The following is a 26,435-nucleotide window of genomic DNA, read 5'->3' as shown; positions in this document are numbered from 1 at the left end:
TGACCGGATTTCGAGTGAATGCCGAGGCCTAGCCACGCAATGCCTGGCCATCCGTTCCCGATCATCATTCACGACCCCTTCCGTTTCGCATGAAGATCTCCCTGCCCGACCGTTCCCCGCCGGCATCCGTCGGCAAGCTTCTCTGCATCGGCCGCAACTACGCCGACCACGCCGCCGAGATGGACCGGGCCGTTCCCGACGAGCCGATGGTGTTTCTGAAGCCGGCGTCGGCCCTCGTCCGGTCGGGGGGTGCAGTGCGGTTGCCCCCGCAGTCCCAAGACGTCCACCACGAGATCGAATTGGTGGCAGTTGTTGGGACGGAGGGCAAAAACATCCCCCGGTCGGCGGCGCTCGACCACGTCGCCGGTTACGCCGTGGGGCTCGACATGACGGCGCGTGACCTGCAGGCGGAGGCCAAAGAGCGGCGCCATCCCTGGTCGGTGGCGAAGGGGTTTGACACGTTCGCTCCCCTGGGGCCCATCCAGCCCGCGGAGGCTGTGGACGATGTGCAGGACCTGACCCTCCGACTGACGGTGAACGACGAGACGCGTCAGGAGGCCAGTACCCGACACCAGATCTTTCCGGTACGGGAGCTCGTCCACTACTGCTCCCGCATTTTTACCCTGTCGCCGGGGGACCTGCTATACACCGGCACCCCGTCTGGGGTGGGGCCTGTGCAGGACGGCGATCGGCTGCACGCCTCCGCGACGGGGCTCGACCCCCTGAGCGTATCGGTCGGGCGGTCCGGGTGAGAGTGAGGCCTGCCGTCCGACGCCCCCTTCTCATCTGTCTCGATACACCCCACCTAGGTTCCTACGTATGTCCATCCCCCGATACACCGACCTCGCCACCGTTCACGACCACGTCTGGGACGCCCTCGAGACCGCCGCCGAGGACCCGGGGCACCCGTACCGCCAGCTTACGTTCGGCACGGTCCACGAAGAGACGCCGGACCTCCGCACGGTAGTGCTCCGCACGGCGGACGCCGGTGCGCGTGCGCTCCAGTTCCATTCGGACCGCCGGTCGCGAAAGGTGGCGGCCCTCCGCGAGAACGACCGCATCGCGTGGCACGCGTGGGACACGGAGTCCCTGGAGCAGATTCGCCTCTACGGGACGGCCACCGTTCACGTGGACGACGACGTGGCGGCGGCCCTGTGGGAGTCGCAGTCTCCCGGATCCCTGTCGGTGTATCCGCGCCCCACGGCGCCCGGCACGCCCATCGACGAGCCGGACGACAAGCTCGACCCGGCGGTAAAGAGCGACCCGATCACCGACGACGATGTGGCGGGCGGCCGGCAGTACTTTGCCGCCCTCCGAACGGTGATTGATCGCGTGGAGTGGCTGCACCTCCATCCGGACGGTCACTACCGCGCCCGATTCGAGTACGCGTCGAACGAGGTGGAGGCGACCTGGGTCGTGCCCTAAGACGAGGGCTTCTTACGGCTCACGATCACGACGTGGGCACGGGGGCCCGGTCGGCGTAGGCGTGGAGCACGTCCACCGCCTGCTCAACGGCCTCCATCGAGACATCGCGGTGGGTGGTTGCGCGAATGGTGGACGGCCCGAAGGCCTTCACCAGAACGCCCTGGTCGCGAAGGTGCGTCACGACCTCTTCGGCGGTGTCGCCGGGGACCCCGAACATCACGATATTGGTGTCTACCATTGCGGGGTCGATGGAGAACGGCGGGCACTCGGCGATCCCGTTCGCGAGCCGCCGGGCCTTTTCGTGGTCCCGGGCCAGGTTGGGACGGTGATGGTCGAGGGCGTAGAGCCCGGCCGCAGCGAGGAGACCGGCCTGCCGCATGCCGCCCCCGAACTGCTTCCGCGTCCGGCGGGCCTCGTCGATGAGGGGCGCTGATCCGGCCACGACCGAGCCGACCGGTGCGCCCAGTCCCTTCGACAGGGCGACCCAGGTGATGTCGGCAGGGGCGGCCAGCCTCTCCTCCGCCACTTCGAGGGCGGCGGCCGCGTTCCAGAGCCGCGCCCCGTCCAGGTGCACCGCGAGGTCGTGCTCGCGGGCCACCGCCGCGAGGGCCTGAACCCGGTCCAGCGAGTACACCACCCCGCCCGCCTTGTTGGCGGTGTTTTCGATCGACAGGACCCGGGTTCGGGGCATCACGTCCGCTTCCGGGCGCACGGCCGCCTCTACCTGAGAGGGCTTGAGTCGGCCGCGGGTGCCCGGGAGCGGGTGCAGCTGAACGCCCGAGAGGAGCCCGGCCGCTCCGGTCTCGTAGTTGAAGACATGGCTTCCACGCTCGAGAATTACCTCCTCCCCCGGGGTGGTGAGGACGTGGAGGCAGATCTGGTTCGCCATCGTGCCGGACGGGACAAACAGCGCCGCCTCTTTTCCCAACCGATCCGCCACCCGCTCCTGGAGTCGGTTCACGGTCGGGTCCTCACCGTAGACATCGTCGCCGACCTCGGCCTCGTACATGGCCGAGCGCATGCCCTCCGAGGGGCGCGTGACGGTATCGCTCCGAAGATCGATGGGGGACATGGGGCGGGAATCGACACTCGGGAGAGCCGATGGGGGGGACCTACCGGGAGTGGACCTATCGGGAAATGTCTTTGATCTTGAAGTGGACGGTGCCGGCCGGCACGTCGATGGAGACCTCGTCGCCCTCTTCCTGGGCCAGCAGGCCTTCGCCGATGGGGCTGTCCACGGAGATCTTATTTTCGGAAATGTTGGCCTCTTCCTCCGAGACGAGCGTGAACGTCTGTTCGTCACCGGTGTCTAGGTTCTCGACGGTCACGTCGGACAGGATGTAGGCTTTGCTGTCGTCGACGGTGGACTCGTCCACGATGCGGGCCCGCGCGATGGTGTCTTCGATTTGCTTGATGCGGGCCTCGAGCTTTCCCTGCTCCTCCTTCGCGGCGTCGTACTCGGCGTTTTCGGACAGGTCGCCCTTGGCCCGGGCCTCGGCGATTTCGTCGGCGATGCGGGAGCGCTCCTCCGTCTTGAGCTGGTGGAGCTCCTCCTTCAATTCCTCGAGGCCCTCCTCGGTCATGTAAACGGTCTCGTCGTCAGCCATGCTGCTGGGTCCATTGGTACGGGGATACGCGAATGCAAAAGCGCCACCCCTGCCAAAAAAGGAACGCCACGGCCGGAAGCGGCAGCGGCGTTTCGGGTGACACTTTTCTAATATGGTTCCCATTGTTCGGGCGGGCACGACGAAAGTTCCGATTTCACGCCCTCACGTCCCGCCCTCGTTCCCTGCAGGTTACAGATCCACGAGGGGGGCCTGCGCGGCGAGCGAAACGTGGGCGGACGTGGCGTGCAGCCGTACCGGAACGCCAATTGGGAGGGAGCAGCGAGGCAGGTGGTGGCCGTAGGGCAGGCCCTGCACGACGGGGTAGGGGCGGTCGGCCAGGTGGTCCCGAAACACCTCTTCGAGGGACTGTGTGGGGGTGTCGGAACCTGAGGGCCCCGTCGTAAAGGTGCCGAGGACGACGCCGGCCACGGCATCCAGGACGCCGGCCTGCTGGAGGTGGGTGAACATGCGGTCGACCCGGTATGGGGCCTCCGCCACTTCTTCAAGCACGAGGATGGCCCCCTCAAAGCCGGGGGCGAACGGGGTGCCCAGAAGGCGCGTCAGGACCGCCACGTTGCCGCCGAGCAGCGGCCCGACCGCCGTTCCGGGCACGAGGGCGGTCGGGGAGGCGTCGAACGCCTCCACGAAGCCCGGCGTTTGGCCTGCGGCCCAGCCCCGAAACGAGGCGAGGGTGGCGTCGTCGGCCCGGGGCCACTCGGTGACCACGGGGGCGGAGAGCCCCGCCCAGTTTGCCTTCGTGTAGAACGCGAGGTGAAGGGCCGTCACGTCGCTGTAGCCCACCAGCAGGGTGGGGTGTTGGCGGGCGAGGGCCCAGTCGATCTCGGGCAGAAGGCGGAGGCACCCATACCCGCCCCGGACGCACACGATGGCGTGAATTTCTGGGTCTGATATGGCACGATGAAGGGCAGCGACGCGCTCGGCATCCGGGGCGGCGAGGTAGCCTCGTTCCGGGCCGGCCGTCCAGGCCTGCCGGACGTCGTAGGTGGTGCGGAGACGGTCCAGTCCGGCCTGGTAGGTCTCCGCGGAGCGCGGCGGGCTGGCCGGCGCCACGACCGCAATGGGGGCACCGGGCGAAAGCGGCGGGGGGCGACGCAACACGGGGCGAGGCGGGTTGGGGGACGAGCGACGGACGATCCGCGGCGCTACTCGGAGTCAGATCCGGTCCCGCTCGACCGCGAGCTCGTGGGGGAGGAGGGGGGCGTTTTCGCCGACGAGCTGGACGTCGAGCGTTCCTGTTCCTTCTGGAGCTCCTTCAGCTTGCGGCGGGTGCGCAGCTGCTTGGGAAGGGTGCTCAGCAGGCCAACCAGCACGCCGAACCCGAAGGTCAGGATCAGGATGAGGGCGGTGGATCCCTGGGTCTGGAAGAAGAGAAGATTGACGTCCATTGTCTGCGGGTTCTGCAGTGCAAAGACCACCGCAAAGATCGCGAGGATCAGTGAAAAGAGGAGGCCGAGACGCATGGCGGAAGCAGAATTGGGGGAGAGGCCGATCGCACCAAGAACGTAACGCTCACGCGGCTGCCTGTCTACCGGTTTGGCGAGGCCGAGGGGGCCTATGCCTCATCCCGGGCAGAGCTCGGAACGGAGCGGCCCTTCCACCGCACCGTGTCGCTCCAGTGGTGCACCGCCGAGTCGAACTGCAGGATCAATCCGAGAAGGTAGGAAAGGGGGGCGAGTATGGTGACCAGGAGGGGCATGCCGCTGGACCGGTCGGTGACCAATTTGAGCCCGTACAGGGACACGAGAAACCAGATTGAGAGGAGCGGGGCGACCAGCCAGCTCAGGAGAAATCCCCCGTACATGACCGCGAAGCGCCCCGGGGTGCCGCCGAGCAACAGGTATGCGTTTTTCCGAAACCCACGCCAGGCCTCCGCCAGTCCGTCGTACATGTGGACGGCCACGAGGTCCTGCACGTCGAGCAACGTGGGGGGGTGGCCCTGCTGCTTCAGGTACCGCCCGATGGCGACGTCTTCGAGCACTGCATCCTTCACCTGCGCGTGGGGCTCGTGACGGTGGTACACGTCACGGTCTACCAGCCAGCACTGTCCGTTGAGGGCGCTCAGCGCCGGCAGTTGGGTCCGGGGCACGAGGGGCCAGGGCAGGCTGGTAAGAAGGGCGTGGGGGACGAGGCTGACGAGAAGCAGGGCGGCGCCCCGTAGTTGCGGGAACCCGGACGACACCTGCGTTCGGCTGCCCCGGTGCCGGGCCACCAATCGGCGGAGGGCATCGGGGCGGCGCAGCTCCGCGTCGGCGTCGAGGAACAGGTAACATTCCCCCGAGGCCCGGCGCGTGCACTGGTGCAGGGCGTGCACCTTGCCGACCCATCCGGGCGGCGGGTCGTCCCCGCGGAGCGGCGTAAGACGAGAGCCCTCGGCGGCCGAGAGCACCGCCCACGTGTCGTCTTCCGACCCATCATCCCAGACGAGAACCTCAAGGTCGGGGTACTCCTGGTTCGCCAGGGTGGGCAGCAGTCGCCGCAGGTTGTCGGCCTCATTGCGGGCCGGAATGCAGACCGAGAGCGACGGGGGCGGGTCGGTCGCACTCGGGGATTGGCGCCACAGGTACACGAGGTTTAGCACTACAATGCCCCAGAGCCCGGCGTGAACGAACGCGAGGGGCAGAACCAAAACCAGGGGACTGAGCTCAGTCGTCATGAGGGTGGGGGAGACGGGGGGCGGATCGGCTACACGTCGGGCGGCGACTCCAAAAACTGTCGGTAGAGCGGGGGGAGGTCCTGGCCGGTCAGCCGGTCGTGGAGAGGCTGGGCCTCGTCCGGCCGGTCCGCCTCCCGGAGGGCGAGCCACCGCCACATGTGGGCCTCGGTTTCGGAGATGGCGCTCCCCTGCTCCGCCGCGACGACCTCGGCCAGGCGGCCAAACCGGCGGGCGGCGCCGTCCGGGTCTTTGCCGGCGATGGACGGCCGGAAGAGCAGGGACTGGCCCTCAACCAGCAGCACGAAGGGCGCATCGGGGGCCTGGGCCTTGGCCTCCTCCAGCAGGTTCGTAGAGCGCCGGCCGTACGTTACCGCGGAGAAGATCGACGCCTCCCCGGCGCGGTACGCCCAGAGCCCCGAGAGCAACGCGTACTCCCGCGCGGTCCCGTCCGAGAGGGAGGAAGGCAGCCCGTCTAGCACGGACGCGTTCTCGGTAAGGGGGTACAGCCGGTACCGCACAAGAAGGCTGTCGGCCCGAGAGGACGCCCGGTCGAACAGGGTGCGGAGGCGGTCGGCGTCCTGCTGGGCGTAGGCCGTTTGGGTTGCCTCGGCAAATGGGGTCGAGAGCATGGCGAGTACGAAGAAAACGACCATGACGACGCTACAGGTAGCGCTCGAAGAAGGAGGACGCAAATGAGAAGTCCCACCACTCCTCCATGCTTCGGTGCCCGTGCAGGAGCGTCGTCGTGGGGCGGTCCTGCGGCGTCTGGAGGCGGTGCCAGAGCCGCTGAAGCCGGGCGTGCTCCTGCCCGTCGGCCTCGTGGGGGGAGCCGCCGGTGAGAAGGGCTGTCGGGGTCGCTTCGTTCCGCCAGGTCACGTGCACGGCGTAGGGCCACCACGTGGCCGTGGGGTAGAGCCGGGCCAGGCGGGCCACCGCGTCGGCGCTAACCGCCTGAATTCCGTCCTCGGGCCGATGGAGCGTGCCCGCCGGATAGTACACAAGAACGGTACGGGGGCGGGCCCGAAACCGGCGGGCGGTGCGGCGGACCGTCGCGGCACGGCGTGCGGGGTCGTCGGGCGGGAACGGCTGCGCGCCGACGGCGGCGAAGAAGGGAAATCGATCCCATTCGGCCATCCAGAGCGTCGGGGGACGGTCCAGGTGCTGTCGGAACAGCAGCCATGCGAGGTGCCCGTCGTAGAAGTGATGGTGGTTGGCGTACGCGATGACGGGGCCGTCGGGCAGGGCGGCCGGCTCGGGGCCGACCCACTGCACGCGCCGGAACGCTCGGTGAAGGTCCCACCGCAGGAGGGCCGCTACGAGCCGACGAACAGGAGCCACGGGAAGGAGAGCAGTTCAGGGGCCACTCAGCGCGTCCGAGGTCAGGCGGTGCTTGCGGCGTTCGTAGCCGTCATAGAGGAGGAGGAAGAGCTTCCGACGAAACGACACGTACGCCCGCCGACCGAGGTTATCGTAGTCATTGGCACGCACCTCGTTCATGATTTCCCGGTACATCCGGGCCGCGGCCCGGATGCCATACCGGCTGCGGAACGGAAGTGCCGCCACGCCCTCGAAGCTGTCCACGTAGCGTTGCTCGGCCGCCTCCATGGCCGCCTCCAACAGGGCGGGGTATCCGTCGGCAACCCGGCCGTGGCGGAGGGCCTCCACCGACACGTTGTGCTCGTCGAGCCAGTGCTCGGGAAGATACACCCGGTCCAGCTCGTCGATGTCCTCCCCGACGTCCCGTACGATGTTGGTGATCTGCATTGCAATGCCGAGCTTCCGGGCCGCCGGCTCCAGTTCGTCGTGGCGCCCCGGGTCGGCAAGAAAGGGCAGCATCATGGCCCCGACGCTCCCCCCCACGAGGTTCGAGTACTCGATCAGGTCGGCCTTCGAGACGACCGGACGCCCCTCCAGGTCCCAAAGGGCCCCTTCGATGAGCTCGTACATCGGGCCCCGGGGAAGGGACGACTGGTCGTGCACTTCCGCGAGGCGACGCCACAGTACCGTTTCGGCGGGCGGGCGGCCCGCCAGCGTTTCGTCCAACCGGTCTCGCACCTGTCTCACTTCCTGCAGGGCCCGCTCGCGCCCCACCTCCAGCACGCGCTGGTCGGCAATCGAGTCGACCCGCCGGCAGTAGAGGTAGAGGGTGGCCACGGACATCTGCACGGAGCGCGGCAGCAGGTACGCCGCCAGGGAGAAGGTCCGGGAGTGGTACCGGAACGACTCCCAAATCCACTCATCTTCGTCGGCGCGGGTGTCGAGGGAGAGGGTTGACATGAAGATGGCCTGGGTGAGGAGACGAGAGCGGGAGGGGCTCTATCCCCGGAAGAGCGATACGGACCGCTTCAGCGAATCCGGACTGTAGCGCCACAGCAAGAGGAAGGGCACCAGGGTTGCGAGGCCGCCGATCAGCGCCGGCAGGTACACGTCCCGGAGCAGGCAGATTGAGAGAGGAAAAATGCAGTTCAGGGCGTAAACCCATGGCGCCCATTCATTCTGGATGGGAGCGCCTTTGCCAATGTACTCGTAGCCGAGGAGAATCACGAATGTGACCCCGGCCCACCCGGCCCAGTTGGAGAGGGGCATGCCAAAGAACACCCCATCGACCCCGTATTCCCAGAAGGGAAACGCCTGGTTCATCGCCGGGTCCAACGACACGTCCCAGAGCACCATGAAGAGGGTGCCCAGCAGGAGGGACCCGACCCGCTGCGTGGTGACCCGGCGGGCAAGGTCGAGCGAGACGATCGACATTGCGAACCACGACGGGGGGATGAAGTACGGCACGTGCCCGGCAATCTTGGGGCCGAGCCATTGTGTGTACTCGTACTCCCCGAACGGAAGGGCAATGCCCCCGACGTTCAACCACCCGGTGGTGCCGATCAGTTCACTCGCCCCGCCGATGAAACACCCCCAGGCGGCGATCAGGCTGATCTTCTTCCAGCCCAGGGTGGGACCGTACATCAACAGCGGAAGCAACGCCAGCAGCGTCATGAACGTCCAGGTGGGCGTCTTCACGAGCTTCGTGTAGATGGGGCCAAAGATGGCCATCGAAGACGGCACGAGGCGAAGCAACAGCATGCCCGCTACGCTAAACGAGATGGCACCGACAAACAGCCAAAACGCGAATCGGAAGAGGAGGTCGTAGTTGCCCTCCAGGGTGGGGGAGGGGTCCGAGTTCGACATGGAGAAGCGGGTGGGCAGGTTGGTGGGACGACAGGGACGAGCACACACGTGATGGCGGGCACAATGGCACCCCCTGCGAGGTCGTGCGTCGGGAAGCAGAAAGGCCGACGAAGTCCGCAGGGATCGGGGACCATCCCGCCCAAACGGCGCGTCAGAATTGGCGCATCAAACGGTAGACACGACGCCGCGGGTCATGATCGCCGTGCAACCGCCGGAATATTTTCCCCGACTGGGGTACATGGCTGCAATTCAGCAAGTGGATCACTTTGTTCTCGGCAACACGTTCCCATACCGGCGCCAATCGTTCCAGAACCGTAGCAAACTTCGAAGTCCCCAGGGGTGGCACTGGATCACGGTTCCCGTCTTCGGCAACCGGGACGGGGCGCCCGTGCGGGAGGTTGAAATTGAAACCGGCGGCCGGTGGCGCGAAAAACACTGGCGGTCATTCCTCTACAACTACCGCACGACGATGTACTTCGACTACTTTGAGGCATCGTTTCGTCCCTTCTTTGAGCGGGCCTGGGGGCGTCTCAGCCCGTGCGCCAGTCGGTCCGTCGAGCTACTGGCGGAGCTGTTTGGTCTGCAGACCACGATCACGCGGGCGTCGGCCCTCGACGGCGCTCCCGAGACGGTTGGCGGCGTGGCCCGGGCGCTGGGCGCAGAAACGCTGCTCACGACGCTCGGGGGGGGCCCCGAGTCTCTGCCCGAGGGCGTCACCCCGCACGGGGTGGAGTACGACCACCCCACCTACCGACAGAACTTCGAGGGCTTCGAGTCCGGGATGTCCGCGGCGGACCTCGTGTTCAACTACGGCCCTGAGGCCCGGCGCATTCTCGCGAAGGGCCGCATCGCGCATCCGGACGGCCCCCCGTCGGTGTAACGACAGCCCGTGTCCGCGCCCCGGTTGACCTTCGATGCCCGTTCCGAGTACCTTTGACCTGTAACCCTTTTCTATTCGTCTTACGACCCGTCGCGTCCATGATTCTCCCCGACCACCGCATTCGCACCCTGGCGACCGAGCACAACATGATCGACCCGTTCGTCGACGAGCAGGTCCGGGAGGACGTGGTGAGCTACGGGCTCAGCTCCTTCGGCTACGACATGCGAGTGGCCGGGGAATTCCGTGTCTTCACCCCGAACGTCCACAACAGCGTGGTGGACCCGAAGCGGATTGACGAGCGGGCCCTGGTCGAGCACGAGGCGGAGGATCACATCCTGATCCCGCCCAACTCCTACGTTCTCGGCCGCTCGATCGAGTACTTCCGGATGCCGTCGGATACGCTCGGACTGGTGCTGGGAAAATCCACCTACGCGCGGTCCGGCATCATCGTCAACGTAACCCCGCTGGAGCCCGGCTGGGAGGGGCACGTGACCATCGAAATCGGAAACGGCACGCCCCTCCCCGCCAAGGTGTACGCGGAGGAGGGCATTGCGCAGGTGGTCTTTCTGCGGGGCGAGACCCCGGAAGTGTCGTACGAAGAAAAGCAAGGCAAGTACCAAAACCAACAAGGCATTACGCTGCCCCGACTTGAGTAGCACATGAAGTGCCTCCCGGCGTCTCCGAACGATTGTTCTCGACCCTCATGACCGACGATCCGTCCGACTCCGCATCGTCTTCGCGCTCCTGGCGCCGATGGATGGCGGCAGGGCTCTTCCTCGTGTTCTTTGTGGTGGTCATGCGGGAGGTTGTCAACCCGTATCGGGGACAGCGTTTCGAAAAAATCCCGCACGGGGACCACGTGCACTACGTCCCGAGGGACCGAAACCCGGACGTATCGATCAGTCGGTTTCCGACTCAGAAACCGGAGGCCGACGAGCGAATTACGCCGGACGGACAGGTCGTGTCTCGCAAGGAGGGGGCCCGAACGCCGTAGATCACGTGGGCTGTGCGTTCGGGCCCGGCAGGCGGACCTCCTCGTCTTCGAGCCGGTCGGCAATTTCCCCTACGGTTTCTTTCTCCGCGTCGGCGAGCGGAGCGAGCGGCGGTCGCACTGTGGCCCAGTCGGGCGCCTCAAGGCGCCGGGACAGCAGAAACTTGAGGGCCGGAATGGTGGGGAGCGGGGCAAACGCGCCCCGAAACGCGCTCAGCGTGTCCTGGATGGACCCGGGCGCCTCGTCCGCGCGCCATCGCTGGAGCACTTGAGCGGCCAGGGCGGCCGTCACGTTGGCCGTGGCGGAAATGCATCCGGCGCCGCCGGCCCTTAGGACCTGCAGCAGCAGGCGCTCGGTCCCGGAAAAGACCTGCAGGTCCGGGAAGTGGTGGCAGAGGGCCTCCGTGTGGTCCCACTCGCCGCTCGAATCCTTGATGCCGGCAATCTGGTCGGGGTAGGTGCCCCGAAGTTCTTCGATGACGGAGAACGGAATCGGGACGCCCGAGAGCGCCGGATAGTGGTAGAAGTAAAGCCGGAGGTCGGGATCGCCGACGGCTTGAATGAGACGGTCGTAGAACCGGAAAAGGCCTTCCGGCGACACCTGCCGAAAGTGGGCGGGCGGAAGCACGAGGACGCCCCCGACCCCGTCCTGTGTCGCTGTGCGCGTCAGCTCGACGGCGTCGGGGAGGGCCGAGGCCCCCGTCCCGACCAGCAGGCGGCGGGCCGGAACGTCGGAGGACAAGACCGCGTCGAGGCCCGCCAGCCGCTCGGGGACCGACAGCGAGAGCCCCTCGCCCGTGGTGCCGAAGAGCAGCACCGCGTCGCAGCCGTGATCGAGGAGCCACCGCATGTGTGCGGCATACGCGTCGTGGGCAAGGGACAGGTCCGCATGAAAGGGAGTGAGGCCGGCGGCGAGAATGCCGGCGGGCAGGCGAGGTGACATGGAAAATCGATCGCTGTGAAAAAAACCGATCCTTGTGAAAAGCAGTGAAGCCGGTGGTCCGTGGGGGGCGAATATTCCGCTAGCCGAGGGCCACGTCGAGCACCATCATGACCGCAAAGCCGCCCATGACCCCGAGTGTGGCGAGGTCGGTGTTGTCGTGGCGCTGCGATTCGGGAATAAGCTCCTCGACCACGACGTAGACCATGGCGCCGGCGGCGAAGGAGAGGGCGTAGGGCAGAAGCGGGCGCACACCTACGACCGCGAGGGCCCCCACCACGGCGGAGAGCGGTTCGACGATGCCGGACAGCTGCCCGTACCAGAAGCTCCGGCCCCGCGAGAGGCCCTCTCCCCGCAGGGGCATGGCCACGGCGATGCCCTCGGGAAAATTCTGTAGCCCGATCCCGAGGGCCAGGGCGAGGGCCCCCGCGAGTGTTGCCCCGGTTGCCACCTCCAGCTCGATGGCGGCGGCCCCGAACGTAACGCCCACGGCGAGCCCCTCGGGAATGTTGTGCAGGGTGATGGCGAGGACCAGAAGCGTGGCCCGGCGCCAGGACGTCGAGGGGCCTTCGGCGTCGGCCCGCCGCGCTCCGGGGTGGAGGTGGGGAAGAAGTGCGTCGGACAGGCGGAGAAACACACCGCCCAGAAGAAATCCAATCGTTGGGGGCACCCATTCGGTAATGCCCTGTGCCGCGGCCATGTCGATGGACGGGGCGAGCAGCGACCAGAAACTGGCGGCGATCATGACGCCGGCCGCGAACCCCATCATTGCATCGAGGAGGCGCTGGTTCACGCGCCGGGTGAAAAAGACGAGAGACGCCCCGAGTGCGGTGACCCCCCAGGTGAACCCCCCGGCCAGCAGCGATTGAAGGACGGGCGAGAGCTGCTCGAACCACGGGGGAAGAGTGGGCACGGGAGGAGAAAGGGACCTTGAAGACACGAGGAGGTGGAGGGACGGCGCGAAAAATACAAGTCGCGACCGGTCCGGCAATGGGCTGCTCGGCGCCTGGATCCGTGGCGGGCCTCGCAACTTCCAAAAGCGCCCGACGTAGGATCGCCCAACTCCGCCAATGGCCATCCAAGATAGCAACGCTCTCCGGGGGGCGTGGGGGACGGGCCCGGAGCTACACTTTTTCGTCCTTCCAGCAACGTTTTTCGACCATGAGCGCGCTCCCCGACGGCGAGTACCTTCTCACGAATGTCCAGTGGCGACGGCAGGATCGAGACGGGGCCTTCCGCCCCCTGCACGGGTTCACCACGGGTCATCTCGCCGCTGAGGGCGGCGGCGTCCAGGCGCAGGCTCGGTTCAACGACCAGTTCCTGTCCAATCGGTTTAGCGACCTGGAGTCGGACGACATCCCCGTCGTGCTGCGGGTGCGGCTGCTGGAACGGGACGGCCCCTACACCCTTCTCTGCGGCGCGCCGACCCTCGACCGGGCAGGGGCCTCCTACCAGTTGCAGGTGAACGGGGATGTGGCCGACGCCGAGACCGCTGCCTCTCGGGGGTGAGCGGAGAAGCGGGGGCCGTCCCAGTCTGTAGGAGGTGCGAGGGCGAGGCGGCCGTCATCCTGATGATGGGGCCCGGGCATAATACGACTGCTGATGCAAACTGGCCTGGTTTTTGTTCAAAAATAGAAGGCACTGTTCGTGAGGCGCCCAGAACACTGACTTCCAACGCTGTCGCCCAGTCCCCGGAATGAAATACGGCACTCGGATCGCATACGGAGTGATGGGGGGAGCTGTGGCCCTCGCCCTCACGCTGTGGCTCGGTGCCTCGAACAGCGAGGTGGCGATCGTCCTCATCGGAATATTGGACTGGCTGCCCCTCGACCGGACTGTGGTGCTGAACAAAGCCGAGGCCGCCGGCGTCTTTGCCATCGGCAGTGGGGTTGGCACGCTTGCCTGGCTCGTCACGGGACGGGAGGCCTTCCGGTGTTTGGGGCAGCGGGCGCCCCGGGCCTGGCACTTGTGGCGACGAGACGTGCTGACGAGTCTCATTCCTGTACTCAAGTACACCGCCCTCGGCCTCCTGATGGGCGGCCTGGGCGCGTATCTCATGCAGTACCTCTGGGGGCTCTGGACGACCGCCTACAGCGCGGGACTGGCAGTCGGGGCGTTCGGGGGGGCGATGCACTCCGCCACACGGTCGCGACGAGGCTCCCAAATGGACTTCCTGGAGGCCAACCAGCGGTACATCAACGACGAACACGTATCGGTCTTTACGGAGGCCGAAAAGCCGTGACGGGGCGTGGGCAGGGTCTCCCGGCAGGCCAAACGAAAAGCCCATCCCCGGGGGCGACCGGAGATGGGCACTGAATCCGAAGACGGAAGGGCGGCTACTCGTCGTCGGCGTCGCTGGCCTCGCCGTTGGCATGGATGGACTTGAGGGCGTCGAGGTTGCCCTCGTTCATGACCTGGTCCACGAGCCCGTAGTCTCGTGCCTCCTCGGCGCTCAACCAGTGGTTCCGATCCGCGTCCTCCTCAATCTGGTCGATGTCCTTGCCGGTGTGGAAGGACAGGATCTGGTAGAGGCGCTTCTTGAGCCAGGCCATCTCCTTGGCCTGAATCTCGATGTCGGAGGCCTGTCCTTCGGTTCCGCCCATCGGCTGGTGCATCATCACACGGGAGTTGGGGAGGCAGGCCCGCTGGCCGTCTTCGCCGCCGGCAAGCAGCACCGAGCCCATCGACGCGGCCAGGCCGACGCACGTCGTGGAGATGGGCGCCTCCACGTACTGCATGGTGTCGTACACGCCCAGGCCGCTGTAGATGACGCCGCCCGGGGAGTTGATGTAAATGTTGATCGGCTGACTGGACCCTTCGCTCTCCAGGTAAAGGAGCTGAGCCACCGTGAGATTGGCAATCTGATCGTTGATCGGCGTGCCAATGAACACGATCCGCTCCTTCAGCAGGCGGCTGAAGATGTCGTAGGCCCGCTCACCGCGAGTGGTCTGCTCCACGACCTTGGGGACGAGCCCGGATTGCGGCTGGTCGCCGAGGCCGCCCTGAAAAATGCTACTGGGCAGCGACGTCATGCTTTTGCTAAACTGCAGAAAGTCGTCGGGGTCAGGCATAGAAGGCGTCGGGAAGATCAGGGAGAACCTCGCGGCACCGTGCACCTCCTAACGGCCATATCGTTCCTTTGGCGGGCGGCTCTACGCCCCCATGGTGTAATCTCACCGGAAGAAGTTGGGGCGGGGTTGCCCCTGAGGCAGACTCCAGATATGTTGTGCACGGCTATTTTGTCGATGCGCATGGCAGAATCGTCGCACCGCCTTCGGAATTGATTGTGTCGCCCCGTGTCTCGACGCGCCGCGTGGTTTGCGTTCGCATTCGTGCTCGCCCTGACCGGTTGTCAGACCCTTCGGCCCGGCTCCCCCACCGAGGACCCGTCTGCACTCCGGGCCCGTATCGATTCGCTGGAGGCGCGGGCCGACCGCCTCGCCCGGACGGCGGCCCTCCGCAACCCGCTCCTGAACAGCACGCTCTGGACCCAGACCGCGGTCGAGTACGAGGGAACGACCCGACAGGCGTACCGAATGGCGGAGATCATGATGCAGCGCGCGCGGGCCGACAGCCTGTGGACCGCCTCACTCGAGCAGGCAACCCGAGGAAGCGACACGTACAGTGACAAGCCCCCCGCTGTGGTCCTCGACGTCGACGAGACGGTGCTCGACAACAGTCCCTACCAGGCCCGCCTCGTTCGTGACGACGCCGCGTACAGCGCGGAGAGCTGGGCAAACTGGGTTCGGGAGGAGCAGGCCGCCCCGGTGCCGGGGGCCCGCGCCTTCACGCAGGCGGCCACGGCCCAGGGCGTGCAGGTGATTTACCTGACCAACCGGGACGCGTCTTTGGAGGCGGCCACCCGCACCAACCTCCGAAATCTCGGCTTCCCGGTGGACGACGCCCCGGACGCCGTGCTCACTCAGGGCGAACAGGAGGGCTGGACCCCGAAGGCAGCCCGCCGCCGGTGGGTCGCCGAGCGATACCGCATTCTTCTGCTCGTGGGCGATAACTTTGGGGACTTCGTGGCGGCGGCGGACACGAGCGTGTCGGCCCGTCGTGTGAAGGCCCGGTCGTTCCGAAAATATTGGGGCACCCGCTGGATCGTCCTCCCCAATCCGCAATATGGATCCTGGGAGGCAGCGCTGTACGATTTTGAGTACGGCCGACCGCCCCGTTCCCGTCTTGAGGCCAAGCACGAACACCTGACCCCGAAGCGTCCCCAATAGCATGGACATTGCCGACGCAACGTTCGTCGTGACCGACCTGGAGACGACCGGCACCACGCCGGATGACGACCGGATCATGGAGATCGGGGCGGTGAAGGTACGGGACGGGTCGGTCGTGGACCGCTTCCAGCAGCTCGTCAATCCCCAGCAGTCCGTCCCGGGGCGCATCACGAAGATGACCGGGATCACGACGGGGATGGTCTTCGAGGCGCCGCCGGTCGAGGAGGTCTTGCCGGACTACCGCGCCTTTTTGGGGGACGGCATTCTCGTTGCGCACAACGCGTCGTTCGACGTGCCCTTCCTGGAGGCTGAACTGCAGCGGATGGGAGGCGAGGCGCTCTCCAACGAGACGCTCTGCACCGTGCGTCTGGCACGGCGGCTGCTGCCGGGGCTCGACTCGAAGGGCCTCAGTCGGCTCGCGCAGTTCTACGACATCGACGTGGAGGGCCGCCACCGGGCGCTCGGGGACGCGGAGGCGACGCGCGTGGTGCTGCGCCGGTTCGTGAGCCAGCTGGCCTTCGAACACGAGGTCGAGACCGTCGAGGCCCTGCTGCGCTTTCAGCACCAGAGCTACCAGACGGTGCGGGAGGTGCCGGGGCACATCGAGTCCATCCGGGACGAGGCCCTGCCGGACGTGCCGGACGAGCCGGGGGTTTACGTGATGAAGAACCGTTCGGGCACCCCCCTGTACATCGGCAAGGCCAAGCGCCTGCCCGACCGCCTCCGCAGCCACTTCACGGCGGTCGAGTCGAGCGGCGCCCGCAAGCGGAAGATGCTCCAAAAGGTGCGGTCGGTGGACTGGACGACGACCGCGACTGAGCTGGAGGCCATCCTCCTGGAGTCGCGGCGCATCAAGGCGGAAAAGCCCCGGTACAACCGGGCGCAGCGCCGCTACTACAACCGGCCCTTCATCCGGCTCGACACGGCCCACGAGTACCCGACGGTGTCGTGGACCCGTCGGCTGGAGGCGGACGGGGCCGAGTACTACGGCCCGGTGCGCAACACCGAGCAGGCGGAGATGGTGGTGGACGTGGTCGGCCGGTTCTTTCAGCTCCGCGAGTGCGACGACGAGCGCCTGCACCTGGGCCAGCGGTGCCTCTACGCCGACATGGACCGGTGCACCGTGCCGTGCGAGACGAAAGACCCGGAGGCGTACGCTACGGTCGTGGGGCGCGTGCGGGCCTTCCTCACCGGACAGGACCAGAGCGTGCTCGACACGATGCGGGACCGCATGCAGCGGGCCTCCGAGAACCTCAATTTCGAGAAGGCCGCCGAGCTGCGGGACACGGCGGAGCAACTGGAGCGCATCTTGGAGAAGCAGCGCGTGGCGGCGGCACCGGTGCGGCAGCACAACGCCGCCCTTGTCCACCAGGCCCCGGACCGGGCGGGCCGCGTGGACGTGATGCTGGTGCGGTTCGGGCGGTTCGAGGAATCGATTGCGTGTGCGGCGCCGCCGTCGCCGGAGGAGCGGGACTATCTTCTGGAGCGCTGCCGGTCGGTCTTCGACGCGGAGGCCGATCCGCCCGAGACGTTTTCCAAGCGGGACGCGACCGAAATCCGCCTGCTCTCGCACTGGGTCTACGCGCACCGAGATGAGCTGGAGGCCATCCGGTGGACCCCTCGCACCTCGCCGGCCGGCTTGGCCGACGCCATCGCGGGGCGGGTCCAGGGGCAGCCACAACAATCGGCGTAAGCTGCTTCGGAGGAACGGGCCACAGGGGGAGCGGGCCCCCAGCGGGGAATCCCGAACCAGCGAGGGCGCACGCGGGTACGATCTTCTTGCCTTCATCCTGTGGATTGGTATATTGGGCGTGCCCGCTGCGCCCGCCGCGGCCGCACCCTCCCTTCGTCAGTCCGCACCACCCCGAACTGCCAATGCCTATCCCCCACGAGCGCGCCGCCTGTACCCTCATTCCGGAGACCACCTACGGGGCCAATGGGGGGGGCTCGCCAGTCCGGGTGTGCGTGATCGACCTCGGGACCAACTCCTTCCACGCCATCATCGTGGACGTCCACCCGAATGGCAGCTATCAGGTGGTCGACCGGCTGAAGGAGATGGTGCGCCTCGGTGAGCACGGGCTGGACGCCAATCGCCTGCCGGAGGACGCGATGGAGCGCGGCCTGCAGGCCCTCACCCGCATCAAGCTGCTGGCCGACGGGTGGGACACGCGCGAGTACCTGTCGTTCGCCACGAGCGCGATCCGGGAGGCGAGCAACGGGGGCGACTTCATCGAGCGGGCGCACGACGAGTTGGGGCTTCGCATCCGCCCCATCAACGGAGAACAGGAAGCCCACCTCATCTTTCAGGGCGTCAGCCGGACGAAAGAGTTTGCTGACCCCACGCTGGTCATGGACATCGGCGGCGGGTCGGTGGAGTGTATCGTCGTGGTCGACGACACGGCGGTCTTCAGCACGAGCCTGAAGCTCGGGGCCGCCCGCATGACCGAGCAGTTCGTGACGACGGACCCGATGTCGGAGGACGAGCAGGCACGGCTGCGGGCCCACTACAAGGGCGCGCTCGAGGGGGTGCTGGCGGCCTGTCGAAAGCACGGCGTGGCCCGCGTCGTAGGGGCGTCGGGGACCATGAAAAGCCTGGCGCGGGTCACGCTGGAGGGGGAGGAGGCGTCGGCCCGCTCGCCGTTCCAACGATCGTTCCCCATCGAGAACGTGCGATCGGCCCTCCGGTGGATCATGCAGGCCACGGCCGACGAGCGAACGGCCCATCCGGCCATTGAGCCGCGACGGGTCGACCAAATTGGGGCGGGGGCCGTGCTCCTCGATACGGTCTGTACGGGCCTGCCCCTGGCGCGCCGCTTTGGGGTGTCGCAGAATGCCCTGCGGGAGGGGATGGTGGTGCACTTCCTGAACGCGAATAGTGACCGCCTTCAGCGCATGGCCCGGTTCCGGGACCCCCGGCGGCGCAGCGTGCACGAGATGGCCTACCGGTTTCAGTGGGAGGCGGACCATGCCCAGCATGTCGCCGCCACGGCGACCTTTTTATTCGACGTCTGTCGCCCCCTCTACGATGGGCCGGCGAGCGACGCGGAGCTTCTGGAGTACGCGGCCCTGCTGCACGACATCGGCCACCTCGTGACGCACGACGAGCACCACGAGCACTCCCGGTACCTGATCGAGCACGCCGACCTCCAGGGCTTCCGGGCCGACGAGGTGGCGATGATGGCCCTGGTGGCGCGATACCACCGCGGCGCCGTGCCGGACGCGTCGCACGCGCACTTCGGCCGCCTGTCGCCAGAGCGTCGGCGGCGGGCCCGCCAGCTTGCGGCCCTGCTGCGCGTCGCGGAGAACCTGGATCGGAGTCACTTCCAGAACGTGGTGGCGCTGCGCACGTCCCTCACCGAGGCGGCCCTGCACGTGCTGGTGGCCACCAAGGCGGACCCCCAGCTTGAGGTGTGGGCGGCCGAAACGAACGGGGGGCTCTTCGAAGACGCCTTCGGGCGGGCCCTGCACGTCACCCCCACCGAAATTCCGACCCACGCCCCCGGCGAGCCCAACCCCACCTGGGTCCCGGAGCCGTCCCTGCAGTCGTAGGGCCGCACGCACCGCCGTGGCTGTTGGGAGGGCCTGATTTCAATTCATGCATGATTAACCGCCCCGTATCTTGCCCCTACGTCGGTGGCGCGTTACTTTGCGCCCGGTGGACAATCACGGATTCGTTCCATTCCGCCCGGCACCGCACCCCGGGCCGTTTCGCACAGGACGATTTTCCCCGCTAGGACACTCGGGCTTATGGCCGCACCCTCTATGTTTTTTTTGCTGGCGACCGTCGCGGTGGCCGCCGCGCTCGGAATGATCATCGCCCGCAATCCGGTGTCGAGTGCGCTCTGGCTGGTGCTCAATCTGTTTTGCATCGCCGGCCTGTACCTGACGCTGAACGCGTCCTTTATCGGCGTCATCCAGATTCTGGTCTACGCCGGCGCCATCATGGTCCTCTTTCTGTTCGTGATCATGCTGCTCAACCTCTCGGCCCTGCCCGAGCTGGAGGAAATCGAGTGGGCCAGCATCGGGGGGTTTGCGGTCGGGCTCGTCCTGTTGAGCCAGCTGCTGTACGTGGTGGCCCTGCAGTTTGAACTGGGGGTCGATCCGATTGGGGCGGAGGCCGCGGCGGAGGCGGGAAGCGCGGCGCGCCTGGGCGAGATCCTGTTCACCCGCTACGCGCTGCACCTGCAGGTGGCGGGCATTCTGTTGCTGGCCGCAACCGTCGGGGCCGTCCTGCTTGCCCAGCGCCGCTTTCAGTAGCCGCGGTCGTTTCGAGGCGGGGAGAGAAGGGCGGAGGCACCCCTGTCCGGCCGCGCACGCACCGCCGCACGCGACACGCCACACGTGACATTCCGTAACCCAGCACTGATTCGCCCACCATGGACGTTGCTCCCAACTGGTATCTCGCCCTGAGCGCCGTGCTCTTCACCATCGGCACGTTCGGGGTGCTCTTCCGTCGCAACGCGATTGTGGTGCTGATGTCGGTCGAGCTGATGCTGAATGCGGTCAACCTCACGCTGGTGACCTTTAGCCAGTCGATGGGCGATCCCAGCGGCCAGCTGCTCGTCTTCTTCTCGATTGCGGTGGCGGCCGCCGAGGCCGCCGTGGGGCTCGCGATCGTGATTGCCATCTTCCGAAGCCAGGTGACGGTGGACATCACGGAGATCAACCTCTTCAAGCACTAGTCGCCGCGCCACGTCTTTGTTGCGCCCGTTTTGACCATCGGACCCTGTCGCGTTGATGACCTCTGCCGATCTGCTTCGTCTCGTTCTTCTCCTGCCGCTCGCCGGGGCGGTCCTGAATGGCGTGGCGCCGCTCTTTCTGAAGCATCTTCGCACCCGCGAGACGCTCCTGGGGACGGTGGGCACGGCGGTCGTCGCAATTCCGTTCGTCCTGACGGTCTACCTGTTCGTCACCTTCGGCGGCGACCCGATCGTGGCGGACTATTTCACCTGGATGGCGGCGGGCGACCTGGACCTGTCGTTTGCCTACCGGATTGACCAGCTCTCGCTCCTGATGACGGGGGTCGTGACGGGAGTGGGGGGCGTCATTCACCTCTACTCGATCGGGTACATGCACGGGGACGCGGGGTACTGGCGGTTCTTCGCCTACCTCAACCTCTTCATCTTCGCCATGCTCAACCTCGTGCTGGCGAACAACCTGCCCGTCTTGTTTCTGGGGTGGGAAGGGGTGGGCCTGTGCTCGTACCTGCTGATCGGGTTCTGGTACACGGACCTCAGCAACAGCGCCGCCGCCAACAAGGCGTTCATCGTGAACCGGGTGGGCGACTTTGCCTTCCTGGTGGCCATGTTTCTGGTCTTTCAGCAGCTCGGCTCGCTGAGCTTTGACGTGCTGCTCACGGAGGGGCCCACTCTTCCGGAGGCGACGCTCAACTGGATCGTCTTCCTGCTGTTCGTGGGGGCGACCGGCAAGAGCGCGCAGATCCCGCTCTTCGTGTGGCTGCCAGACGCGATGGCCGGCCCCACGCCGGTGTCCGCCCTCATCCACGCCGCCACCATGGTGACGAGCGGGCTCTACCTCCTGGCTCGCCTCTCGGCGCTGGTGTTGGGCGCGCCGGTCGTCATGATGATTATCGCCGTCGTAGGGGCGGCCACGGCCCTCATGGCGGCCACGATCGCCATCGCACAGGACGACATCAAGCGGGTCCTGGCCTACTCCACGGTGTCGCAGCTGGGCTACATGTTCATGGCGGCGGGCGTGGGGGCGTTCTTCGTGTCGATCTTCCACGTGATCACCCACGCCTTCTTCAAGGCCTGCCTCTTCCTCGGCTCCGGCAGTGTCATTCACGGGATGGAAGAGGTGGAGCACGGACTGGAGAAGGAGGGGCGAGACACCGGCGACTTCGACCCGCAGGACATGCGCACGATGGGCGGGATCGGGGAGTACATGCCCGCTACACGCACAACGTACCTCCTGGCGACCCTGGCGATCTCGGGCATTCCGCTCACCGCCGGGTTCTTCTCGAAGGACGAGATCCTGTTCAAGGCGTTCGAGTACGGCTACGACGGGTCCACCTACGCCATGGCGGTGTGGGTCGTCGGGATCGTGACGGCCGTGCTCACGGCATTCTACATGATGCGCTCCTACATGCTCACGTTTGAGGGGGAGCCCCGGTGGCCGCGTTCCGATCAGGTGAGCCCCCACGAGTCGCCGTCCACGATGACGGGGCCGCTCTGGACGCTCGGCATTCTCTCCCTGGTCGGCGGCTTCATTGGGCTGCCCGCGGTCATCCAGGGGGGGGACCTGAACTGGATCCACCACTACCTCGGCGCGAAGTACGGGGGGCCGGTGGCGGAGGCGTCGGTCCAGGGCCACGTGCCGCTGGCGCTGGAGTGGGGGCTCATCCTGCTGAGCTCGGTCATTGCCCTCGGGACGGTCTACTACGCCTGGCGCGTCTACGGGACGCAGGGGCTGGAGTACGACGCCGCCCTCCAACGGCAGCTTCGGGGCGTCTACCAGACCTGGTCGGACATGTACTACTGGGACGAATTCTACGACGCGGTGGTCGTGGACTCCCTCATCAACGGCATTGCCCGCAAGGGCCTCGCGGCCTTCGATACCACCGTGGTGGACGGGGCCGTCAATGGGGTGGCCGGCGCGGCCCAGAACGCGAGCGGCCTGCTGCGCCGGGTCCAGACGGGCCTGGTCCAGAACTACGCCCTGGCGCTGACCGTCGGGGCCGCGCTCCTGGTCGGGCTGTTGATGTACGGGGTTTGAGCGGGCACTGTGACGTAGAGCCCTGCGATGTAGAACGGTCGCCCCGGGCCCGACTTTACCGTTAACCGCGCGCGACCGGCACGTGAGTGCAGAAACTCCTGGTGATTTCTTGTTTGCCGATTAGGCACTGCTACAATTGATGGACATTCCCTACCTCACATCCCTCGTCGTCTTCCTGCCGGCCGCCGGCGCGTTGCTGACGCTCTTCCTGCGGCGTGCCTCCGCGATCCGGTGGACGGCCCTGGCGACCACGACCGTCACGTTCGTGCTCTCGATCGGGCTCTTCGTGGGCTACGACCCATCGGTGAGCACGGCCCTGGGCCCGCAGCTGGCGGACGTGTGGGCCGGGTGGCTGCCCGACGGCTATGACGTCAAGTACTTCGTGGGCGTCGACGGGCTGAGCCTGCTGCTCGTGATGCTGACGACGCTCCTGGGGCCCATCGTCGTCCTGTCGTCCTGGACCTACATCGGCGAGAAGCACAAGGGCTACTACGCGCTGCTCCTTTTGCTGCAGACGGGCATCACGGGGGTCTTCACGAGCTTCGACCTCCTCCTCTTCTACATCTTCTTTGAGCTCACCCTCATTCCGATGTATTTCATCATCGGAATCTGGGGCGGGAAGGAGCGCATCTACGCGGCGGTCAAGTTCGTCATCTACACGCTCGTGGGGTCGCTCCTGATGCTCGTCGGCATTCTGTACCTGGGCTACGCGGCGGGGGACGCCGTCAACAGCGGCGTGTTCACGACCGACTGGTACACGCTGCTGGAGTACAACATTCCGCTGGCGGTGCAGGGCTGGCTCTTCGCCGTCTTCGCCTTCTCGTTCGCGATCAAGGTGCCGCTCTTTCCGCTGCACACCTGGCTGCCGGACGCTCACGTGCAGGCCCCCACAGGGGGCTCGGTGATTCTGGCTGGGGTGCTGCTGAAGATGGGCACGTACGGCCTGCTGCGCTTCTGCCTGCCGCTCTTCCCGAACGTCGCGCAGAGCTACGCCGGCCTCTTCGCGGTGATCGCCATCATCGGCATCATCTACGGGGCGCTGGTGGCCCGCGTGCAGGACGACGCGAAGAGCCTCGTGGCGTACTCGTCCATCAGCCACCTCGGGTTCGTCGTGCTCGGGCTGTTCGCCTTCACGACGGAGGCGATGCAGGGGGCCATGATTCAGATGGTCAACCACGGCCTCTCGACCGGGGCCCTCTTCCTGCTGGTGGGCATGCTCTACGAGCGGCGCCACACCCGCCTGATGGACGACTATGGGGGGCTGGCGACATCCGTCCCGGTGCTCACGACCCTCATGGTGATTAGCGTGCTCGCCTCGGCGGGCCTGCCGGGCCTGAACGGATTCGTAGGCGAGTTTCTGATCCTACTCGGGTCCTTCAAAAGCACCGTGATCGACAGTCCGGTGCTGATCGCCTTCGCGACGACCGGCGTCATCCTGGCGGCGATGTACCTGCTCCACATGCTCTACCGCACCTTCTTCGGCGAGCTCACCGACGCGGCGAACGCGCAGATGGCGGACCTGAACGCCCGCGAGTTTGGGCTGATGGTGCCGCTCATCGTGCTCATGTTCGTCCTGGGCTTCTACCCGGGCCCGTTCCTGCGACAGACGGCCCCGACCACCGAATTTCTCCTGGAGACGGTCGAGGAAAAACGGGCCGCGGTGGAGCGGATGGAGAACGCGGCCGCCGCCACGGCGGACGAGCCCACCCCGGTGCCGGCCGCCCCGCCCGAGGCCGAAGACGTGTCCATCGATGTCCCGTCGATCTCCCCTTGAACCGGTCGCGGCGGCCGTCCCGTTTACGACCCAACACGCTCATTTTGGAATCCGGCTTCTCTAATTTCCTTTCGGAGCATCAGCCTGAACGTATGCCTTCACGCGAGCCCCTCTCCGACGACGCAATCGACGACGCCCTGGCGGACCTGGACGGATGGTCCCACGCCGACAACAAACTCCACAAGACGTACGAGTTCTCCGACTTTCGGGAGGCCATCAGTTTCATCGTGCGCCTCTCGTTCTACGCCGAGGAGATGATGCACCACCCCGAGCTGGAAAACGTCTACAACACGGTCTCCATCGCCCTCACGACCCACGATGCGGGGGGCAAAGTGACGGAGATGGACGTGGAGCTCGCCTCGCAGATTGAGGAGCTCGCGTAGACGGAGCGGCATCGGTGCGGGGGGAAGGGATCGCCGCATGGGGGCGGCGGGCTGTTTTTGCGTAACGAACGACTTGATTTGGTTTATGGATTTGTCGACTGCATTCCCGGCGCTCGTGGCCGACCTGCCGGCCGCCTTTTCGATGTCGGTCGTGGGGGGGGTCGGGCTTGCGATGATTGTCCTCGATGCGTTCCGGAACGACCACCCGGCCATTCCCTGGCTCGGCGTGGCGGCGCTCGGCGTGTCTGCGGTCTGGGAGATCACGCATCTCGGGGCCCCTCCGAGCACGGTGTTCTTCGAAACCCTCCGAACCGGGGGCTTCGTGGCGTTCATTAACCTGATCATCCTGCTGACGGGCCTGGCCACGATCCTCCTCTCGGTGCCCTACCTGAACCAGTTGCGGTACGACTACGGGGAGGTGTACGCGCTGGTCATGTTCTGCACGGTCGGCATGATCATGCTCGGCTCGGCCAACAACATGGTCAGCATTTTCCTCGGGCTCGAAACGATGTCGGTGTGCCTCTACGTCCTGACCGGGTTCATCCGAGAGGACGAAGGGGCGGTGGAGAGCGCGCTCAAGTACTTTCTGCTCGGGGCGTTCTCGACCGGCTTCTTCCTGTACGGCATCGCGCTCATGTACGGCGCCACGGGGACGATGGCCCTGCCGGCGATGGCGGCGGCGGAGCTCGGGACGCTCTCGACGCGGCTCCTCTTCTGGGGCGGATTCGCGCTCTTCCTGGTGGGCTTCTTCTTCAAGGTGAGCGCGGCGCCCTTTCACATGTGGACCCCGGACGTGTACCAGGGGGCGCCCACGCCCCTCACCGGGTACATGTCGACGGCGACGAAGGCCGCCGCGTTCGCCGCCCTCATCCTGGTCCTCGTCCACGCCGTGCCGGGCGGGGAGTGGCAGCTGTCCGTGGCCGCGGTGGCGGTCCTGACGATGGTGATTGGAAACGTGATGGCGCTGGCCCAGACCAATGTCAAGCGCCTGCTCGCGTACTCGTCCATCGCGCACGCCGGGTACCTGCTCGTGGGGCTCTCGGCGGGAACGTCGGCCGGATACGCCGGCGCCCTCTTCTACCTGCTGGTCTACGCGGTGATGAACATCGGCGCCTTCGGCGTAATGTCGATGCTGGAGTGGGACGGGAAGGAGGGGCGCGAACAGACGCTTTCGTCCCTGGCGGGCATCGCCAACGACCGCCCCGTCCTCGGCAGCACGATGGGCATCTTCATGCTGAGCCTGATCGGGTTTCCGCCGCTCGGGGGCTTCATTGGCAAATATCTCGTGTTCGCCCCGGCGGTCGAGGCCGGGCTCACCTGGCTCGTGGTGATCGGCGTGCTCATGAGCGCCCTGAGTGCCTACTACTACCTGCGCGTCGTGTACGTCTTCTGGATGCAGTCGGCCGACGAGGTGGCGGCGACCGATCCGGTGCGGGCGGCCGCGTTCCCCCGCGCCACGGTGGCGGCGACCGGCACGCTCGTGGTGTGTGCGGTGGCGCTCGTCGTGCTCGGGGTCTTCTTCGGCGGCGTCCTCGAGACCACGCTGGGCTTCTTCGAGACCACCGCAATGGCGACCGCGCCCTGAACGACCGCGCCCCCCGGCGCGACTCGTCT

Annotated in this window: 28 protein-coding genes; 16 read left to right on the top strand and 12 right to left on the bottom strand. The window is 66.6% G+C overall.

Annotated elements, in window-relative coordinates; all coding sequences use genetic code 11:
* The first annotated feature begins 89 nt into the window (after nt 1–89).
* Together OJA40_RS00860 and OJA40_RS00855 are read left to right on the top strand one after the other, a co-directional pair.
* The gene (locus OJA40_RS00860; RefSeq protein ID WP_208427449.1) at nt 90–752 is read left to right on the top strand and encodes a fumarylacetoacetate hydrolase family protein; all 663 of its coding nucleotides are present in this window, start codon (nt 90–92) and stop codon (nt 750–752) included.
* 67 nt (nt 753–819) lie between these two features.
* Nucleotides 820–1,425 carry a pyridoxamine 5'-phosphate oxidase family protein gene (locus tag OJA40_RS00855; protein WP_208427450.1) on the top strand — a complete coding sequence of 202 codons (606 nt, stop codon included), beginning with the start codon at nt 820–822 and terminating at the stop codon, nt 1,423–1,425.
* 25 nt (nt 1,426–1,450) lie between these two features.
* On the opposite strand, the gene OJA40_RS00850 is transcribed toward OJA40_RS00855, so the two are convergent.
* The 9 genes from OJA40_RS00850 to cruF all read right to left on the bottom strand — a co-directional run bounded on the left by OJA40_RS00850 (nt 1,451) and on the right by cruF (nt 8,889).
* Nucleotides 1,451–2,497 (bottom strand): threonine aldolase family protein, encoded by a 1,047-nt coding sequence (locus tag OJA40_RS00850; RefSeq protein ID WP_263809822.1) that lies wholly within the window; start codon nt 2,495–2,497, stop codon nt 1,451–1,453.
* A gap of 55 nt (nt 2,498–2,552) precedes the next feature.
* A complete protein-coding gene (gene greA / locus OJA40_RS00845) occupies nt 2,553–3,032 on the bottom strand; it encodes a transcription elongation factor GreA (RefSeq protein ID WP_043552291.1) in 480 nt (159 codons plus the stop codon).
* A 189-nt stretch (nt 3,033–3,221) separates the two neighbouring features.
* Nucleotides 3,222–4,151 carry a S66 peptidase family protein gene (locus OJA40_RS00840; RefSeq protein ID WP_208427452.1) on the bottom strand — a complete coding sequence of 310 codons (930 nt, stop codon included), beginning with the start codon at nt 4,149–4,151 and terminating at the stop codon, nt 3,222–3,224.
* 44 nt (nt 4,152–4,195) lie between these two features.
* On the bottom strand, nt 4,196–4,513 hold the full coding sequence (locus OJA40_RS00835; RefSeq protein ID WP_013061926.1) for a LapA family protein: 318 nt from the start codon (nt 4,511–4,513) through the stop codon (nt 4,196–4,198).
* 92 nt (nt 4,514–4,605) lie between these two features.
* The gene (locus tag OJA40_RS00830; protein ID WP_263808318.1) at nt 4,606–5,706 is read right to left on the bottom strand and encodes a glycosyltransferase family 2 protein; all 1,101 of its coding nucleotides are present in this window, start codon (nt 5,704–5,706) and stop codon (nt 4,606–4,608) included.
* Between the two features lie 29 nt (nt 5,707–5,735).
* Entirely contained in the window at nt 5,736–6,335 is a 600-nt protein-coding gene (locus OJA40_RS00825; protein WP_263809821.1) for a hypothetical protein, read from the bottom strand.
* A 31-nt stretch (nt 6,336–6,366) separates the two neighbouring features.
* The gene (locus OJA40_RS00820) at nt 6,367–7,044 is read right to left on the bottom strand and encodes an acyltransferase (RefSeq protein WP_208426957.1); all 678 of its coding nucleotides are present in this window, start codon (nt 7,042–7,044) and stop codon (nt 6,367–6,369) included.
* A 15-nt stretch (nt 7,045–7,059) separates the two neighbouring features.
* Nucleotides 7,060–7,983 (bottom strand): phytoene/squalene synthase family protein, encoded by a 924-nt coding sequence (locus OJA40_RS00815; RefSeq protein ID WP_208426956.1) that lies wholly within the window; start codon nt 7,981–7,983, stop codon nt 7,060–7,062.
* 39 nt (nt 7,984–8,022) lie between these two features.
* The gene (gene cruF / locus OJA40_RS00810; protein WP_208426955.1) at nt 8,023–8,889 is read right to left on the bottom strand and encodes a bisanhydrobacterioruberin hydratase CruF; all 867 of its coding nucleotides are present in this window, start codon (nt 8,887–8,889) and stop codon (nt 8,023–8,025) included.
* 193 nt (nt 8,890–9,082) lie between these two features.
* Between cruF and OJA40_RS00805 the strand changes: the two genes are divergently transcribed.
* The 3 genes from OJA40_RS00805 to OJA40_RS00795 all read left to right on the top strand — a co-directional run bounded on the left by OJA40_RS00805 (nt 9,083) and on the right by OJA40_RS00795 (nt 10,763).
* Complete coding sequence (locus OJA40_RS00805; protein WP_263809820.1) at nt 9,083–9,769, top strand: WbqC family protein; 687 nt, start codon at nt 9,083–9,085, stop codon at nt 9,767–9,769.
* 98 nt (nt 9,770–9,867) lie between these two features.
* Nucleotides 9,868–10,425: a dCTP deaminase gene (gene dcd, locus OJA40_RS00800; RefSeq protein WP_208426954.1), complete on the top strand. Its 558-nt coding sequence runs from the start codon at nt 9,868–9,870 to the stop codon at nt 10,423–10,425.
* 47 nt (nt 10,426–10,472) lie between these two features.
* A complete protein-coding gene (locus tag OJA40_RS00795) occupies nt 10,473–10,763 on the top strand; it encodes a hypothetical protein (protein ID WP_263809819.1) in 291 nt (96 codons plus the stop codon).
* A gap of 1 nt (nt 10,764) precedes the next feature.
* Here OJA40_RS00795 and OJA40_RS00790 read toward each other — a convergent pair whose 3' ends face one another.
* Together OJA40_RS00790 and OJA40_RS00785 are read right to left on the bottom strand one after the other, a co-directional pair.
* Nucleotides 10,765–11,703 (bottom strand): dihydrodipicolinate synthase family protein, encoded by a 939-nt coding sequence (locus OJA40_RS00790; RefSeq protein ID WP_208426952.1) that lies wholly within the window; start codon nt 11,701–11,703, stop codon nt 10,765–10,767.
* Nucleotides 11,704–11,782: 79 nt separating this feature from the next.
* Nucleotides 11,783–12,613 (bottom strand): ZIP family metal transporter, encoded by an 831-nt coding sequence (locus tag OJA40_RS00785; protein ID WP_263809818.1) that lies wholly within the window; start codon nt 12,611–12,613, stop codon nt 11,783–11,785.
* 248 nt (nt 12,614–12,861) lie between these two features.
* Between OJA40_RS00785 and OJA40_RS00780 the strand changes: the two genes are divergently transcribed.
* Entirely contained in the window at nt 12,862–13,209 is a 348-nt protein-coding gene (locus tag OJA40_RS00780) for a hypothetical protein (protein ID WP_263789596.1), read from the top strand.
* A gap of 187 nt (nt 13,210–13,396) precedes the next feature.
* Nucleotides 13,397–13,942 (top strand): hypothetical protein, encoded by a 546-nt coding sequence (locus OJA40_RS00775; RefSeq protein WP_208426950.1) that lies wholly within the window; start codon nt 13,397–13,399, stop codon nt 13,940–13,942.
* Nucleotides 13,943–14,036: 94 nt separating this feature from the next.
* Here the strand turns inward: OJA40_RS00775 and OJA40_RS00770 are convergent, their stop codons facing one another.
* Nucleotides 14,037–14,771 carry an ATP-dependent Clp protease proteolytic subunit gene (locus OJA40_RS00770; protein ID WP_272506847.1) on the bottom strand — a complete coding sequence of 245 codons (735 nt, stop codon included), beginning with the start codon at nt 14,769–14,771 and terminating at the stop codon, nt 14,037–14,039.
* 225 nt (nt 14,772–14,996) lie between these two features.
* Here OJA40_RS00770 and OJA40_RS00765 point away from each other — a divergent pair, with 225 nt between their 5' ends.
* From OJA40_RS00765 to OJA40_RS00725, 9 genes are all read left to right on the top strand, one after another.
* The gene (locus OJA40_RS00765; RefSeq protein WP_263809817.1) at nt 14,997–15,929 is read left to right on the top strand and encodes a 5'-nucleotidase, lipoprotein e(P4) family; all 933 of its coding nucleotides are present in this window, start codon (nt 14,997–14,999) and stop codon (nt 15,927–15,929) included.
* Between the two features lies 1 nt (nt 15,930).
* Nucleotides 15,931–17,622 (top strand): DEDD exonuclease domain-containing protein, encoded by a 1,692-nt coding sequence (locus OJA40_RS00760; RefSeq protein WP_208426948.1) that lies wholly within the window; start codon nt 15,931–15,933, stop codon nt 17,620–17,622.
* Nucleotides 17,623–17,804: 182 nt separating this feature from the next.
* Nucleotides 17,805–19,478 carry a Ppx/GppA phosphatase family protein gene (locus tag OJA40_RS00755; RefSeq protein WP_263809816.1) on the top strand — a complete coding sequence of 558 codons (1,674 nt, stop codon included), beginning with the start codon at nt 17,805–17,807 and terminating at the stop codon, nt 19,476–19,478.
* 198 nt (nt 19,479–19,676) lie between these two features.
* Nucleotides 19,677–20,186: an NADH-quinone oxidoreductase subunit J gene (locus OJA40_RS00750; protein WP_208426946.1), complete on the top strand. Its 510-nt coding sequence runs from the start codon at nt 19,677–19,679 to the stop codon at nt 20,184–20,186.
* Nucleotides 20,187–20,305: 119 nt separating this feature from the next.
* Complete coding sequence (gene nuoK, locus OJA40_RS00745; RefSeq protein ID WP_011404194.1) at nt 20,306–20,611, top strand: NADH-quinone oxidoreductase subunit NuoK; 306 nt, start codon at nt 20,306–20,308, stop codon at nt 20,609–20,611.
* Nucleotides 20,612–20,666: 55 nt separating this feature from the next.
* Complete coding sequence (gene nuoL, locus OJA40_RS00740; RefSeq protein ID WP_263809815.1) at nt 20,667–22,664, top strand: NADH-quinone oxidoreductase subunit L; 1,998 nt, start codon at nt 20,667–20,669, stop codon at nt 22,662–22,664.
* A 139-nt stretch (nt 22,665–22,803) separates the two neighbouring features.
* Entirely contained in the window at nt 22,804–24,438 is a 1,635-nt protein-coding gene (locus OJA40_RS00735) for a complex I subunit 4 family protein (RefSeq protein ID WP_208426089.1), read from the top strand.
* Between the two features lie 92 nt (nt 24,439–24,530).
* On the top strand, nt 24,531–24,821 hold the full coding sequence (locus tag OJA40_RS00730; RefSeq protein ID WP_208426090.1) for a 4a-hydroxytetrahydrobiopterin dehydratase: 291 nt from the start codon (nt 24,531–24,533) through the stop codon (nt 24,819–24,821).
* Between the two features lie 85 nt (nt 24,822–24,906).
* Nucleotides 24,907–26,406, top strand: coding sequence for an NADH-quinone oxidoreductase subunit N (locus OJA40_RS00725; protein WP_208426091.1), 1,500 nt, complete (start codon nt 24,907–24,909; stop codon nt 26,404–26,406).
* Nucleotides 26,407–26,435: the final 29 nt, after the last annotated feature.

Origin of the sequence: Salinibacter pepae, from assembly GCF_947077775.1 — a bacterium.
Lineage (GTDB): Bacteria > Bacteroidota > Rhodothermia > Rhodothermales > Salinibacteraceae > Salinibacter > Salinibacter pepae.
The sequence above is the reverse complement of the archived record's forward strand: the minus strand, read 5'-3'. Positions and strand labels throughout refer to the sequence as shown.